The 13,503-nt window shown below is 76.4% G+C and carries 10 protein-coding genes; 9 read left to right on the top strand and 1 reads right to left on the bottom strand.

Annotation, left to right across the window (positions count from 1 at the left end):
* The first annotated feature begins 40 nt into the window (after nucleotides 1–40).
* The 5 genes from RM540_RS04490 to RM540_RS04470 all read left to right on the top strand — a co-directional run bounded on the left by RM540_RS04490 (nucleotide 41) and on the right by RM540_RS04470 (nucleotide 6,357).
* Nucleotides 41–2,608, top strand: a complete 2,568-nt coding sequence (locus tag RM540_RS04490) for a TonB-dependent receptor (protein ID WP_311662339.1) — start codon at nucleotides 41–43, stop codon at nucleotides 2,606–2,608.
* Between the two features lie 449 nt (nucleotides 2,609–3,057).
* Nucleotides 3,058–3,771, top strand: coding sequence for a regulatory protein RecX (locus RM540_RS04485; RefSeq protein WP_311662337.1), 714 nt, complete (start codon nucleotides 3,058–3,060; stop codon nucleotides 3,769–3,771).
* Between the two features lie 55 nt (nucleotides 3,772–3,826).
* Nucleotides 3,827–4,225: a hypothetical protein gene (locus tag RM540_RS04480; protein ID WP_311662336.1), complete on the top strand. Its 399-nt coding sequence runs from the start codon at nucleotides 3,827–3,829 to the stop codon at nucleotides 4,223–4,225.
* Between the two features lie 124 nt (nucleotides 4,226–4,349).
* Complete coding sequence (locus RM540_RS04475) at nucleotides 4,350–5,216, top strand: purine-nucleoside phosphorylase (RefSeq protein WP_311662335.1); 867 nt, start codon at nucleotides 4,350–4,352, stop codon at nucleotides 5,214–5,216.
* 241 nt (nucleotides 5,217–5,457) lie between these two features.
* Nucleotides 5,458–6,357 carry a hypothetical protein gene (locus RM540_RS04470; RefSeq protein ID WP_311662334.1) on the top strand — a complete coding sequence of 300 codons (900 nt, stop codon included), beginning with the start codon at nucleotides 5,458–5,460 and terminating at the stop codon, nucleotides 6,355–6,357.
* Between the two features lie 129 nt (nucleotides 6,358–6,486).
* On the opposite strand, the gene RM540_RS04465 is transcribed toward RM540_RS04470, so the two are convergent.
* Nucleotides 6,487–7,140 (bottom strand): DUF1684 domain-containing protein, encoded by a 654-nt coding sequence (locus RM540_RS04465; protein WP_311662333.1) that lies wholly within the window; start codon nucleotides 7,138–7,140, stop codon nucleotides 6,487–6,489.
* A 163-nt stretch (nucleotides 7,141–7,303) separates the two neighbouring features.
* Between RM540_RS04465 and RM540_RS04460 the strand changes: the two genes are divergently transcribed.
* The 4 genes from RM540_RS04460 to ggt all read left to right on the top strand — a co-directional run bounded on the left by RM540_RS04460 (nucleotide 7,304) and on the right by ggt (nucleotide 13,248).
* The gene (locus RM540_RS04460) at nucleotides 7,304–7,735 is read left to right on the top strand and encodes a hypothetical protein (RefSeq protein WP_311662332.1); all 432 of its coding nucleotides are present in this window, start codon (nucleotides 7,304–7,306) and stop codon (nucleotides 7,733–7,735) included.
* Nucleotides 7,732–8,400: a hypothetical protein gene (locus RM540_RS04455; RefSeq protein ID WP_311662331.1), complete on the top strand. Its 669-nt coding sequence runs from the start codon at nucleotides 7,732–7,734 to the stop codon at nucleotides 8,398–8,400. The genes RM540_RS04460 and RM540_RS04455 overlap by 4 nt, the downstream gene beginning before the upstream one ends.
* A gap of 423 nt (nucleotides 8,401–8,823) precedes the next feature.
* Complete coding sequence (locus RM540_RS04450) at nucleotides 8,824–11,280, top strand: prolyl oligopeptidase family serine peptidase (RefSeq protein WP_311662330.1); 2,457 nt, start codon at nucleotides 8,824–8,826, stop codon at nucleotides 11,278–11,280.
* Nucleotides 11,281–11,487: 207 nt separating this feature from the next.
* Nucleotides 11,488–13,248 (top strand): gamma-glutamyltransferase, encoded by a 1,761-nt coding sequence (ggt, locus tag RM540_RS04445; RefSeq protein WP_311662329.1) that lies wholly within the window; start codon nucleotides 11,488–11,490, stop codon nucleotides 13,246–13,248.
* The last annotated feature ends 255 nt before the right edge of the window (nucleotides 13,249–13,503 follow it).

The raw sequence follows: 13,503 nt of genomic DNA, 5'->3' as shown, positions 1-13,503 counted from the left end.
ACGGGCGGGGCTCGGCCGTTGGCCCGGCCCCGCCGCCCCCATGCACCACCCCGCCCGCGTGCTCGCGCTCGTGGCCGCGCTCGCGGTCGGGGGCGGGGTGTGCGCAGCGCAAACCGCCCCGCCCACCGCGTGGCCTGAGCCGGGCGGGGCGGAGCTGACCTGGACCGACGCCCCGCTCGCGGACGCGCTCTACGAGCTGGCCGAGGCGACGGGGCTCGAACTCGTGTTCGCCCTCCGCCTCGTCCGCGAGGTCCGCGTGAGCGGGCGCTACCGCGTAGGCGACGACCCCGACCGCGCGCTCCGGCTCCTGCTCCGCGACACGGGCGTCCGCGCCGAGCGGGTCCGGCACCGCCAGTACGTCCTGATCCGCGAGCCGCTGGGCGTGCGCGAGGGCGACGGCCGCGAGGCGTACACGGGCACGCTCGACGGCCGCGTGGTCGACGCCGAGACGGGCGCGCCGCTGTGGGGCGCCCACGTGTGGCTGGTCGACCTCGGCCTGGGCAGCGTGGCCGGCGAGACTGGCACGTTCGCCGTGCCCGACCTCCCGACGGGGACCTACGCCGTCCGCGTGTCGCACGTGGGGTACCAGGCCGTCCGCCTCGAACTCGACGTGTTTCCCGCCTCCCCGCGCCTCCCGCCGACGCTCCGGCTCCAGGCCGAGACGGTCGAGACGCCGGACGCGGCGGTCGTGGCCGGGCCGGAGGCGCCCGGGCCGGCGCCGGGCGTGACCGACCTGGGCGCGCGCCAGGCGGCGGCCGTCCCTTACGCGCTCGGCGAGGGCGACCTCTCGGCCACGCTCTCGTGGCTCCCCGGGCTGAGCCGCACGGGCGGGGCGTCGGGCGCCCTCGTCGTCCGCGGGGCGGACCCGTCGCGGACGCGGTACGTCCGCGACGGCGTCCCGCTCTACGAGCCGTGGCACGCCTTCGGGCTGTTCTCGGCGTTCCAGCCCGAGGCCCTCGCGCGCGTCCGCTTCCACCGCGGCTCGCTGCCCGCCCCGCTCGGCGGCGGCCTCGCGGGCGTCCTCGACGTCGAGACGACGGACGCGCTGGACGGCGACACGGCCCGCGTGGTCGGGCTGGGCGCCGTCGCCGCGCGCGCCGTCGCCGACGTGCCGCTGGGCGGGGCGGTGGGCGTCCACGTCGGGCTCCGGCGCTCGACGCTGGGGGCGCTCCTGGAGCCCGGGCTGCGCCTGGACGGCGGCGCTCTCGTGCTCGACCCGACCGGCGGGCGCGCTCCGGGCGGCCCCGAGCCGACCGTCTCGTTCGACGACGCGGCCGTCAAGGTGAGCGCGCGGCTGGGCGCGCAGGCGCGGGTCGACGTCGCCGGCACGCTCGGCCGCGACGACGTGGCCGTCGACCTGGACGCCCTCGACCGCCCCGCCCCCGTTCGTCCCGGCCCCGACCGCCCCGCCCTCGGCCGAATGGCGTACGGGTGGCGCACGTCGACGCTCTCGGCCCGCTACCGCGCGCTCTACGGGTCACGGACCTACCTCACGGCGACGGCCTACCGCTCGGGCCACGGCGCCCGCGAAGAACGGGACATGGCGGGCGGGGCGGAGGACGTGGAGCAGACGCTCGTCGACGTCGGCGTCTCGGTCGGCGTCGAGCACGTCCGGTCGCTCCGCCACGAGGTCGAGGGCGGCGTCCAGGTCGCCGCGCGCCGCGTGGACGGCGCCGACGCGGGCGGCGTGGCGGCGCAGCGGGCGACTGAGGTGGCCGTCTACGCCGTCGACACGTGGCGGCCGTGGCCGTCGTGGCAGCTCCAGCCGGGCCTCCGCGCCGAGCTCGTCGCCGACGGCGCCGACGTCCAGGCGTCGCTCAGCCCGCGCCTGTTCGCGCGGTGGTCGCCGGACGCCCGGCTCGTGGTGCGCGGCGGGGTGAGCCGGCAGACGCAGGCGGTCCACCGCCTCCGCGGCAGCGCCGGGCGCTACGACCTGGCCGCCTCGCGGTGGGTGCTGGCCGGCGCCCGCGCCCCGGTCGCCGTCGCGTGGCAGGGCGGGGTGGGGGCCGAGTGGGCGCCGTCGGCGGCCCTCGCCTTCAGCGCCGACCTCTACGCGCGGCGCTCGTCGGGCCTCCTGGAGCCGACGGCCCCGGCCGCCGCCGACCCGGGCGTGGACCTCGACGGGCTCCTCCGCCAGTACGCCCCGCACGCCGGCCGCGCGGCGGGCGTCGAGCTGGCCGCCCGCTACCTCCGCGGCCCGTGGACGCTCGGCCTGAGCGGGGCGCTCGCCCGCGCCGACGTCCGGCCGGAGGTCGGCGAGCCCACGGGCGGGGCGTGGCGGCCGTCGCGCTACGGGCGCCCGCTCACGCTGGGCCTCCTCGCCGAGCGCCGCGCCGGCCCGTTCACGACGGCCGTCCGCCTCGACCTGGAGTCGGGCCTGGTGCGGCCGGACGGGACGCGCGAGGGCGCCGAGGTGCGCGCGAGCGCGGCGGTGGGCGCCGGCCTCACGCTCCTCGGCCTCCGGTGGACGGCGCTGGCCCAGGTCACGGCCCGCCCCGTCGGCGCCGACCCCGCCCCGCCCGCCGTCGCGGCCGATGGGCTCCCGCTCGCGACCGACGCCCGCGGCCTCCCCGCCCTCCCGCTCGTGACCCTGACGGCGAGGTGGTGAGTGGAAAGTGGAAAGTGGAAAGTGGAAAGTGGAAAGTGGAAAGTGGAAAGTGGAAAGTGGAAAGTGGAAAGTGGAAAGTGGGCGGGGTGGCGCTGGATTTGTTCCGCCCCGCCCGTTTATACCTGGGCGGGGCGGTGACGGGCGAGGTCGCCGTCAACTGGAGGCGGCGGCAGTCCCCCTCCTGGCCACCGCGCAGCGTCGGCGCAGCCAAGAGGGGATAGGGGTGGTGGACGATGCGGGCGGGGCGGTCGGAGAAGGCGCCGCCCCGCCCCTTGTCACCCCGCCCAACGACGGGCACCCGTAGGGACACGACGCGTCGTGTCCGACGAGGGCGGGGTGGTTCTGGACGACGCCGCCCGATGCCGCCCCGCCCCGCCCGCGCGCGTTGCGGGCGGGGTGGCGCATCGTCGCTGCCCGAACCCGGACGCGTGGACCCGGGTACCCTCGGCATGGCCTTCTCGACCCAGCAGAAAGAGCGCCCTGACCCCGCCGACCTCGACCTGAAGGACGGGACCGTCACGCGCGTGGCCCAGCAGAAAAAGGACCTCGACCGGGCCAGCGTCTTCATCGACGACGCCTTCGCGTTCGGGCTCGCCGTCGACCTCGTGATCGAGGCCGGGCTCCGCAAGGGCGTCCGGCTCACGGCCGACGAGCAGCGGGCGCTCCTCGTTCGCCAGGAGGCGTTCGCGGCCAAGGCGTCGGCGCTGGCCGGTGTGGCGAACCGGGCGCGGACATCCGAGGAGGTCCGCCGGTCGCTCCTCAAAAAGGGGTTCGCCGAGACGACCGTCGAGGACACGGTCGCCCACCTCGAAGGGCTCGGCTTAGTCGATGACGCGGCCTACGCGCGGGCGTTCGTGCGCGGCCGGTTCGAGGGCCGCGGCTACGGCCCGGCCCGGCTCCGCCAGGACCTCCAGAAAAAGGGCGTCGACCGCCGCACGATCGACGAGGCTCTGGAGGAGCTGACCGAGGCCGAGGACCTGGGCGCCGAGGCCTGCGGGCAGGCCGAGAAAAAGTGGCGCGCCCTCCGCTCCGAGGACGACCTCCGCAAGCGGAAAAAGAAGACGATGGACTTCCTGGTCCGCCGCGGGTTCGGGTTCGACACCGCCCGCGAGGCCGTCGACCGCGTGGCCGAGGCCGAGGACGACGAGCCGTGGGAGGAGTAGCGCCCCGCCCCGCCCCCCAGGCCTGCTCGGCCGGGGCGGACTCCGAGGGCGGGGCGTGACCGGCCGGACCGCCCCGCTCGTCGCGGCCGCGTACGCCGTCGCGGCGGCCGTCCTCGCGTGCGGCGTGGCGTACCCTTTCGCCGCCGAGGCGCTCCGCCCCGGCCCCGTCGCCGCGACGCTCCCGACCGTGCTCCGCAGCGCGGGGTGGGCCGCGGGTCCCGCCGCCGCGCTCCTCCTGGCCGCCCGGTGGGCGGGGCGGCGGCCGCTCGCCGCGTGGGCGGCGCTCGTGGGCGGGCTCCTCGTGCTCGCCCTCGGTTTCGCCCTCTACGCCTCCGCCCTCCAATCTCCTCGCGCGTTCGCGCCGGCCGTCGCCCTCCGCTTCGTCCCCCTCCGCCAGCTCGCCGCCGCCGCGTTCGTCGTGTGGGCTGTTTGGATCGCCCGCCGCGTCCGGTAGAATCGGTGAGTCAGTGGGGCCGTACGATCAGTGGGTCAGGGGGGAGCGGGGCGGTTCATGCCGGGTGCGGCGCTGTGGACAACTCCCCGACTCCCCGACTCCCCGACTCCCCGACTCCCCGCCCATGATCGCCCCGACCGCCGCCCCGCCCTTCGACCCCGACCTCGACGCCCAGCAGGTCGACGAGGCCGTCGCCGCCATCCGCGCCCGCACGGACCTCCGGCCCGACATCGTGCTCGTCCTCGGCTCCGGCCTGGGCGCGCTCGCCGACGAGGTCGAGGACGCCGTCGTGATCTCGACGGCCGACGTCCCGCACTACCCGCAGTCGACGGTCGAGGGCCACGCTGGGCAACTCGTGCTGGGGCACCTGGCGGGGCGGCCCGTTCTCGTGGTGCAGGGCCGCGTGCACCTGTACGAGGGGCACGCCCCGCGCGACCTGGGCTTCCCGGTCCGCCTGGCGCACGCGCTCGGCGCGGGCGGCCTGCTGCTCACGAACGCGGCCGGCGGGATCAACCCGGCGTTCGGGCCGGGCACGCTCATGCTCATCTCGGACCACCTCAACCTGGCCTTTGCCAGCCCGCTCGGCGGGGCCGTGGCGCGCGGCGAGACGCGGTTCCCGGACCTGTCGGACCCGTACAGCGAGGCGTGGCGCGAGCAGGCGCGCGCGCTGGCGCTCCGCGAGCGGGTCGCATTCCGGGAGGGCGTCTACGTGTGGGTCTCCGGCCCATCGTACGAGACGCCCGCCGAGATCCGCTTCTACGCCGGCGCCGGCGCCGACGCCGTCGGCATGAGCACGGTGCCGGAGGCGGTCCAGGCGGCGGCCCTCGGGCTCCCGGTGCTCGGCATCTCGACGATCACGAACCCCGCGGCCGGTCTCCAGGACGCCCCGCTCAACCACGAGGAGGTGCTGGAGGTGGGGCGGCAGGTCCGCGACCGGCTCGCCACGTGGGTCCGCGCGATCGTGGCCGAGACCACGCTCCCAAGCCGGTAACGCCCCGCCCCGCTCGGCCGCCCCGCCCGCGACGGCCCGCCCGCGACGGCCCGCGGGGCGGGGCGGTGTCCACCGAAGTAGACGGATTGAAGGGCCGCCCCGCCCGCTGGGCGCGTCTGCTACGGGCGGGGCGGGGTGGAATGGGCCTTGCACGCTCGGGTGTGACCCTGGGCGCTGGCGGCGCGGCTCAAGGTCCGGCGCGGCCCTCGGCGGCGCCTCGTCCCCTTGCCCCCCACCAGCCATGACCCGCACGACCTTCCTGCTCGCCCTCGCCGGACTCTTCGCCCTCAGCGGGTGCGCCGGGCTCGGCGCCTTTGGCATCCCCTACGGCGACCGGCACGACGGCGGCTACTACGAGACCGACCGCTACAGCGACCGCTACGACCACGACTCGGGCTACTACCGCGCCGTCCAGCGCGACGTCCGCGACTACGCCGACGCCCTCGACCGCTACCTCCGGATCTCGAACCGCGAGGAGCGGGCGGTCCGCGAGATTCTCGAGTACCGGACGTACCAACTCCTCGACCAGACGCGGGCGCGCGACCACGCCCGCGTCTACCCGTTCCCGCGCCGGCCGGGCCGGGCCGAGCGGTTCTGGGCCTACGCGGACCGCGACATCGAGCGCGTCCTCGACCGCCGCTACCGCGAGCCCTACGCTTACTACAACCGCTACGGCGCCGAGCGCTACCGCGAGTATTACCGCTACCGCCGCTATGACGAGCGCCGTGGCTGGGTCGACACGCGCCGCGACGGCACCCGGCGGGCGCCCCGCCGCGCCGCCGAGGACCGCCGCGACCGGCGCGAGGACGCCCGCGAGACGCGCCGCCGCGAGGCGCAGCGCGAGGAGGCCCGCCGCAACGACCGCCGCGAGCGCGCCGAGCAGGAGCGCCGCCGCGTCCAGGAGCGCCGGGCCGAGCAGGAGCGCGAGCGCCGCCGCGAACAGGCCGACCGCGACCGCTCCAGCCGTGAGCGGACCGACCGCGAGCGCGCGGACCGAGACCGCACCGACCGCGCCCGCCGTGGCGACCGCCGCTCGGTCCCACGCCGCGCCGACCGCGACCGCCGCGCCGACGACGACAAGGACTCGAAAAAGGACGAGTCGTCCGACCGCCGCCGGAGCCGGCGCGGCGGCAGCGACTAGCCACCCCGCCCGCGCACCGAGCGCCGCCTTCGTCCCCCCGGGCAGGTGCTCGACGGCCGCCCCGCCCGACAGATTGGGCGGGGCGGCCGCGTGTCTGGGCGGGGCGGCGGCGGCCGCGCGGAGGCGGGGCTAGGGCGCGGTCGGCAGGCGCTCGCCGGCCGTGACCGGGAGTTCGAGCCGGTTCTCGGCCGGCGGGAGCGGGCACGAGAACGACGGGTCGTAGACGCAGTACGGGTGGTACGCCCGGTTGAGGTCGAGCGCGTAGCGCCCCGAGGGCTCCAGGTCGACGTCGAGGTACCGGCCGCCGCCGTACGTCTCGCGCCCGCTCGTCGCGTCGCGGAAGGGGACGAACAGGCGACGCGGCCCGCCGTCGAGCGTCTGGAACGCCTCCAGCCGCCGCTGCACGCCGCCGGCCGTGAACACGAGGTGGCCGGCCGTGATCATCGGGCGGAGCTCGCCCGACGTGGTCGGGAACCGGACCGTGTCCTGGGACAGCGTGGGCACGAGCGCGGCCGGGACGGCGAGCGTCGAGTCGTAGGCGAAGTAGGGGAGCCCGTCGAACGCCGCCCGGTCGGCCGGCAGAAGCGGCGAGCCGGCGGAGCGGAACAGGGAGTCGCGCGAGGCCTCCCACTGCCCCCACTCGGCCCGCAGTGCGGCCCGGTCGAGCGGCTCGGCGTCGTCCGCGCCGCACCCCGCGAGGGGCGCGCACGCCAGCAGGAGCGCCGCGAGCGCGGTCCGGATCGGCAGAGCCAGGGCGGGGGGGCGGGGCGGCAGAGCGGGCACGGTCAGTACGGTTTGGGGACGAGAGCCTGTACGCCCCGCCCCGCCCTGGGTGCCACGCGCGGCGGGGCGGTCGGCTCGCTCCGGCCCCGAAGCGTGAACCGCCCGGGATGGTCAGTGGGGCGGGGCGGGGGTAGGTTTTCCGCCCCGCCCGCCCCCGAGAGTCATGGCCGATCCGTTTGTCCCGCCCTACGCCAAGCCCGACGACCCCGGCGTCCACATGGGGTTCGACAACACGGTCGCCGTGTACTACGTGGTCGGCGCCGCCGAGACGTTCGAGGAGGCGGCCGTCGGCGTGTTCGACCTCGTCCGCGACGCGCAGGCCCGGTTCCCCGGCTGGCCGCGGTCGTTCTACCTCGACGTCGAGGGCCACGAGGGCGAGGCGGCCGGGTTCGACGCCGACTTCTACGAGTTCCAGCAGGACTTCCTGTTCTCGACGATCGCCCCGTTCGTGACCGCGCTCGAAACGCCGATCACGGGACCGCTCCTGAACCCGAACCCCCAGCGGGACGACGTCCCCGACCGCCTGAACATCGGCCCCGACGTGCGCCCGCACGCGGGCCGCGTGCTCCCGGACCACGGGCCGGGCGCCGCATGAGCCGCCGCCCCGCCCGCCGCGCCGCGTGGGGCGGGGCGGCGCTCCTGGCCCTCGCGCTGGCCGCCCCGCCCCGGGCGCAGATTGCCGTCGGCGCCGACGTCTCGGTCGGCCCGAGCGTGACGGCGCTGGGCACGCGCGGCGTCGTCCGGGCGGGCGGGGTGGCGCTCCCGCTGGGCGAGGTCTCGTTCCCGACCTCGGTCGGCGTCGACGCCCGCGCGCGCGTCGAGGTGCGCGGCCCCTCGCTGGGCGGGCGGTTCGGCGTCGGCTACCTCTCGGCGAGCGACGTGTTCGACGGCGCCTCGCTCTTCAACCAGCGCGGGCTCGACCTCCAGTTCCTCCTCGCCAGCGCCGAGCTCACGCTCCGCCAGCCGTTCCAGGGGGGGAGGCTCCTGGTCGGCGTCGGGCCTGAGGTCCGCGCGCTCGTCGGCGGCGGCGGCGGCCTCACGCGCTACCTCGGCGACGTCCGCGACGGCCACCTCGCGCTGGGCGCCTCGGTCGGCGCGCGGTTCGCGGTGGGCGGAGTGGTCGTCGGGCCGGAGGTCCGGGCGGGCCTCGCGCTCACCCCGTTCTCGGACGGCACGATCACAGCGCTGGGCGGGGCGGTCGAGCTCGACGGCTCCTTCCGCTTCGACCACCTCAGCGTGAGCGTGACGGTGGGAGTGTAGGAAAGTGGAAAGTGGGGCGGGGTGGCGCCGGTTTTGTTCCGCTCCGCCCCGCTCGGGCGGTTGGCGAGGGCGGGGTGGTCGGAGGCGAGACCGCCGTTAACCGGAGGCAGCGGCAGTCCCCCTCCTGGCCACCGCGCAGCGTCGGCGCAGCCAAGAGGGGATAGGGATGGCGGACGACGCGGGCGGGGCGGTTCTAGGAAGGCGCCGCCCCGCCCGTGGACCTGAGAGGGCCGGTCGCGTCGTGCTCTGGTGCGGATGCCGCGCACGGGGTCTCTACGGCCTCGCCCAGAGCGCGGGCGGGGCATCTTCTGCCCGCTGCCCGCTGCCCGCTGCCCGCTGCCCGCTGCCCGCTGCCCGCTGCCCGCTGCCCGCTGCCCGCTGCCCGGTATCTTCGGCGCCACCCCGCCCTCGCGCCCCGTGCTTATGTCCCGATTGCTGACCGCGTCGACCTCCCGGCTTCGCCCCGCCCTCGCCCCGCTGACGGTCATCGGGCTCGTGGCGCTCTGGCTGGCGCCGGCCGCGTCGGCCCAGGTGCCGACGCTGACCGTCGAGCAGATCACGCAGCGGCCCGAGACGTGGATCGGCGCGTGGCCCAGCGCCCCGTTCTGGACGGACGCCGGCGACTACGCCTACTTCGAGTGGAACCCGCGCGGCGAGATGCCCGCCGACTCGCTCTTCCGCGTCCCGGCCGCCGGCGGTGTGCCCGAGCGCGTCCCGGCCGCCGAGCGGCGCGCGCTCCCGCCCCGCTTCGACGGGTGGCACGCCGAGGCCGGCGCCTACTCCGCCGACCGCCGCCGGCACGTGTTCGAGCGGGGCGGCGACCTGTTCGTCTACCACCTCGACGACGACCGCCTCGAACGCCTCACGCAGACAACGGCCCGTGAGTCGAGCCCGGCCTTCCTCGCCGACGGCAGCGTCGTCTACCGCCAGGGCGACGACCTGTACCGGATCGCCGAGGGCGGGGCGGTCCGCCAGGTGGCCGATGTCCGGGAGGGCAGGGAGACGCCGGAGCCCGAATCGTCGGAGCAGGCGGCGTACCTCCGCGACCAGCAGCGGCGGCTGTTCGACGTGATCCGCGAGCGCGTCCGGCTCGACTCGCTCGGCGAGGCCGAGGGCGAGCGCGACCGGGAGGCGCTCGGGCTCCCGACGCCGATCTACACCGGCGACCGGGCGCTCTGGACCCTCGCCCTCGACCCGACCGGCCGGTTCGTGACCTACACGCTCGCGTCGAAGGACCGGCCCGACCCCACGCTCATGGTCGACTACGTGACCGAGACGGGCGTGGCCGCCGAGATCAAGGCGCGGCCCAAGGTCGGCGCGGTGCGGGGCGGGGTGGCGCTCTTCGTGCAGGACACGGACCGCGACACGACCTACCAGATCGACCTCGCCACGCTGCCGGGCGCCTACGACGCGGCCGACTACGCCCGCGAGCGCGGCGAGACGGCCGACTCGTCGCGCGGGCTCGTCCCCTGGGGGCCGTACTGGAGCCCCGACGGGCGCACCGCGATCGTCGACGTGCGGACGGTCGACAACAAGGACCGCTGGATCGCCCGGCTAAACGCCGAGACGGGCGCGCTGACGAGCCTCGACCGCCAGCGCGACGAGGCATGGATCGCCGGCCCGGGCATCAACTGGGGCGGCGGCCCGAGCGCGGTCGGCTGGACGGCCGACGGCCGCCGGTTCTGGTTCCAGAGCGAGCGGACCGGGTGGAGCCACCTCTACGCCGTCGACCCGGTGACGGGCGCCGTCGACGCGCTCACCGAGGGCGCGTTCGAGGTCGAGAGCCCGACGCTCTCGCGCGACGGGCAGACGTGGTTTTTCCAGTCGTCCGAGGGCGACCTCGGCCAGCGCCACGTCTACCGGATGCCGGCGGGCCGCGACGGCTTCGCCCAGCGCGAGCGGCTGACGGACGGCGTGGGCCGGTGGGACTTCGCGCTCGCGCCGTCTGGCAACCGCCTGGCGCTCCTCTACTCGCAGGCCGCCGCCCCGCCCGAGGTCTACCTGCAAGACGCGGCGCCGGGCGCTGAGCCCGAGCGCGTGACCGAGAGCACAACGGCCGCGTGGCGGGCCTACCCGTGGCGCGACGCCGAGATCGTCGAGGTCCCGGCGTCGGACGGCGCGCTCGTCCCGGCCCGGATCTACCGTCCGCGCGAGGGCGTGACGCCCAACGGCGGGGCCGTCCTCTTCGTCCACGGTGCGGGCTACCTCCAGAACGCCCACCGCTGGTGGAGCAGCTACGCCCGCGAGTACCAGTTCCACAACCTGCTCGCGGACCTGGGCTACGTCGTCCTCGACCTGGACTACCGCGCCTCGGCTGGCTACGGCCGCGACTGGCGGACGGCCGTCTACCGCCACATGGGCGGCCGCGACCTCCAGGACTACGTCGACGCGAGCGACTACCTGGGCCGCGAGTTCGGCATCGACCCGGAGCGCGTGACGATCTACGGCGGCTCGTACGGCGGCTTCCTCACGCTCATGGCGCTCTTCACCGAGCCCGACCACTTCGCGGGCGGGGCGGCGCTCCGCAGCGTGACCGACTGGGCGCACTACAACGACACGTACACGCGGAACATCCTCAACACGCCGCTTCAGGACCCCGACGCCTACCGCCGGTCGTCGCCCATCGAGTTCGCGGACGGGCTCGACGACCCGCTCCTGATGACGCACGGGCTGGTCGACGACAACGTGCAGCCGCAGGACATCTTCCGCCTGAGCCAGCGGCTCATCGAGCTGGGCAAGCGCGACTGGGAGCTCGCGGTCGCGCCCGTCGAGCCCCACGCCTACGCCGAGCCGACGTCGTGGGCCGACAAGCTGGCGCGCGTCCTCGACCTCGTCGAGCACACGGCCGGCCCGGAGCGCGCCGACGGGTCCGAGGGGTAGGCCGCCCCGCCCACACCGCCCCGCCCTCGCCTTGGCACGCGCCCCGCCCTCGCCTCTGCATCCACCCCGCCCTCGCGCCCGCCCCGCCCGAAGTGTGCGGGCGGGGTGGGAAGAAGACGGGGGCGGGGCGGACGCCGGCTGGGGGCGGGGCGGGCGTAGGTTCGTCGGCCGCCACCCTGCCCTTTGGGTCCGCCCTTCAGGTCCGCCATGCACCGCCCCGCCCTCGCCCTGTTGGTCCTCGCCCTCGTCTGGGGGACGTCGTGCCGCGCGCAGCGGTCGCCGGCGCCCGCGCCCGTGCGGGCCGAGCGGGGGATGGTCGTCTCGGCCGAGGCCCACGCCTCGCAGGCCGGCGTCGACGTGATGCAGGCCGGCGGGAACGCCGTCGACGCGGCCGTGGCGACGGGTTTCGCGCTCGCCGTCACGTTCCCCATCGCCGGAAACGTCGGCGGCGGCGGGTTCATGGTGGTCCGGTTCCCCGACGGGACCGCCACGGCGGTCGACTACCGCGAGACGGCGCCGGCCGCCGCCACGCGCGACCTGTTCATCGACGACTCGACCGGGGCCATCCGGCCCGACCTCAGCCGGCGCGGGGCGCTCGCGTCGGGCGTGCCGGGCGCCGTCGCCGGGCTCCTCTACGCGCACGAGCGCTACGGGCGGCTGCCGCTCGCCGACGTCCTCGCCCCGGCCATCGGCCTCGCCCGCGACGGGTACGCGCTCTCGCGGGCGCAGGCCGAGCGGTTCGACAGCTACGCGCGGTCGTTCTCGTCGACCGGCGCCGCCCGCTACTTCGTGCGCGAGGGCGGCTTCGCCGAGGGCGACACGTTCCGCCAGCCCGACCTCGCGGCCGTCTTGGAACGCGTCCGCGACGGGGGGCGCGACGGGTTCTACCGCGGCCGCACGGCCGACCTCCTCGTGGCCGAGCAGGAGCGGGGCGGTGGGCTCATCACGCACGCTGACCTGGAGGCGTACCGGCCCGTCGAGCGCGCCCCGCTCGTGGGCCACTACCGCGGCCACCGCGTGCTCTCCATGCCGCCGCCGTCGTCGGGCGGGGTGGCGCTGATCCAGATGCTCGACGCCGTCGAGCCGTTCGACCTCGCTGGCATGGGGTTCAACTCGTCGGCGTACGTCCACCTGCTGGGCGAGGCCATGCGGCGGGCGTTCGCTGACCGCGCCGAGCACCTCGGCGACCCCGACTTTTCGGCGGTCCCGACCGGCGCCCTTATCGACCCGGCGTACACGCGGCGGCGGATGGCCAGCTTCAACCCGCACCGGGCCGACACGAGCCGCGCGCTCGGCGCCGGCGACCCGCGGGCCTACGAGAGCGCCGAGACCACGCACTACTCGGTCGTCGACGACGACGGCCTCGCGGTCTCGACCACGACCACGCTCAACGGGGCCTACGGCTCGCGCGAGGTCGTGGGCGGGGCGGGGTTCTTCCTCAACAACGAGATGGACGACTTTACGTCGGCGCCGGGCGTGCCCAACATGTTCGGGCTCGTGCAGGGCGAGGCCAACGCGGTCGGGCCGGGCAAGCGGATGCTCTCGTCCATGACGCCGACGATCGTCGAGGACCCCGAAGGCCGGCTGATGCTCGTCGTCGGGAGCCCGGGCGGGCCGCGCATCATCACGGCCGTCTTCGAGACGGTCCTCAACGTGGTCGACCACGGGATGGACGTGCAGGAGGCCGTCGCCGCCCCGCGCGTCCACCACCAGTGGCTCCCGGACGTGCTCTCGGCCGAGCGCGCGGCGCTGGCCGCCGACGTGGTCGTCGGGCTCCGCCAGCGCGGCTGGGCCGTCGACGAGTCGGACGGCTACTGGGGCCGCGTCGACGCCATCCGCGTCCGCTACGGCGGGGCCGACGAGACGGTCGACCCGTCGGGCCTGGACACGATCCGCGCCGCCCGCGCCGGCCGCGTCTACACGGGCGGGGCGGACCCGCGCGGTCAGGACGCGGCGGTCGGGTACTAGCCGCCCCGCCCAGGGAAAGGGGGCGGGGTGGGGGAAGGGCGTGCGCCCACCCCGCCCCGCTGCCGTTCGCAGACCGCCCACCGCGCCGCGGGCGGGGCGGGGGCGCCTGTCGTTTCGCCCCGCCCCGCGCCGGGCACGCCGCCCCGCTCTGCCGCCGTAGGGGCGACCGGCGGTCGCCCAAGCCTGACCGCCCCGCCCGGACGTAGCGCGGCCCCGCCAGACGTGCTGACGGGGCCGCGCCGGTCCTACCTGCCG

The sequence above is a fragment of the Rubrivirga litoralis genome (assembly GCF_031846415.1).
GTDB classification, from domain to species: domain Bacteria; phylum Bacteroidota; class Rhodothermia; order Rhodothermales; family Rubricoccaceae; genus Rubrivirga; species Rubrivirga litoralis.
The sequence above is the reverse complement of the archived record's forward strand: the minus strand, read 5'-3'. Positions and strand labels throughout refer to the sequence as shown.

What these genes read in the sequence shown, in the direction of transcription:
- RM540_RS04490 (WP_311662339.1), top strand. Translation starts at nt 41, where the DNA reads ATGCACCACCCCGCCCGCGTGCTCGCGCTCGTGGCCGCGCTCGCGGTC.
- RM540_RS04485 (WP_311662337.1), top strand. Translation starts at nt 3,058, where the DNA reads ATGGCCTTCTCGACCCAGCAGAAAGAGCGCCCTGACCCCGCCGACCTC.
- RM540_RS04475 (WP_311662335.1), top strand. Translation starts at nt 4,350, where the DNA reads ATGATCGCCCCGACCGCCGCCCCGCCCTTCGACCCCGACCTCGACGCC.
- RM540_RS04470 (WP_311662334.1), top strand. Translation starts at nt 5,458, where the DNA reads ATGACCCGCACGACCTTCCTGCTCGCCCTCGCCGGACTCTTCGCCCTC.
- RM540_RS04460 (WP_311662332.1), top strand. Translation starts at nt 7,304, where the DNA reads ATGGCCGATCCGTTTGTCCCGCCCTACGCCAAGCCCGACGACCCCGGC.
- RM540_RS04455 (WP_311662331.1), top strand. Translation starts at nt 7,732, where the DNA reads ATGAGCCGCCGCCCCGCCCGCCGCGCCGCGTGGGGCGGGGCGGCGCTC.
- RM540_RS04450 (WP_311662330.1), top strand. Translation starts at nt 8,824, where the DNA reads ATGTCCCGATTGCTGACCGCGTCGACCTCCCGGCTTCGCCCCGCCCTC.
- ggt (WP_311662329.1), top strand. Translation starts at nt 11,488, where the DNA reads ATGCACCGCCCCGCCCTCGCCCTGTTGGTCCTCGCCCTCGTCTGGGGG.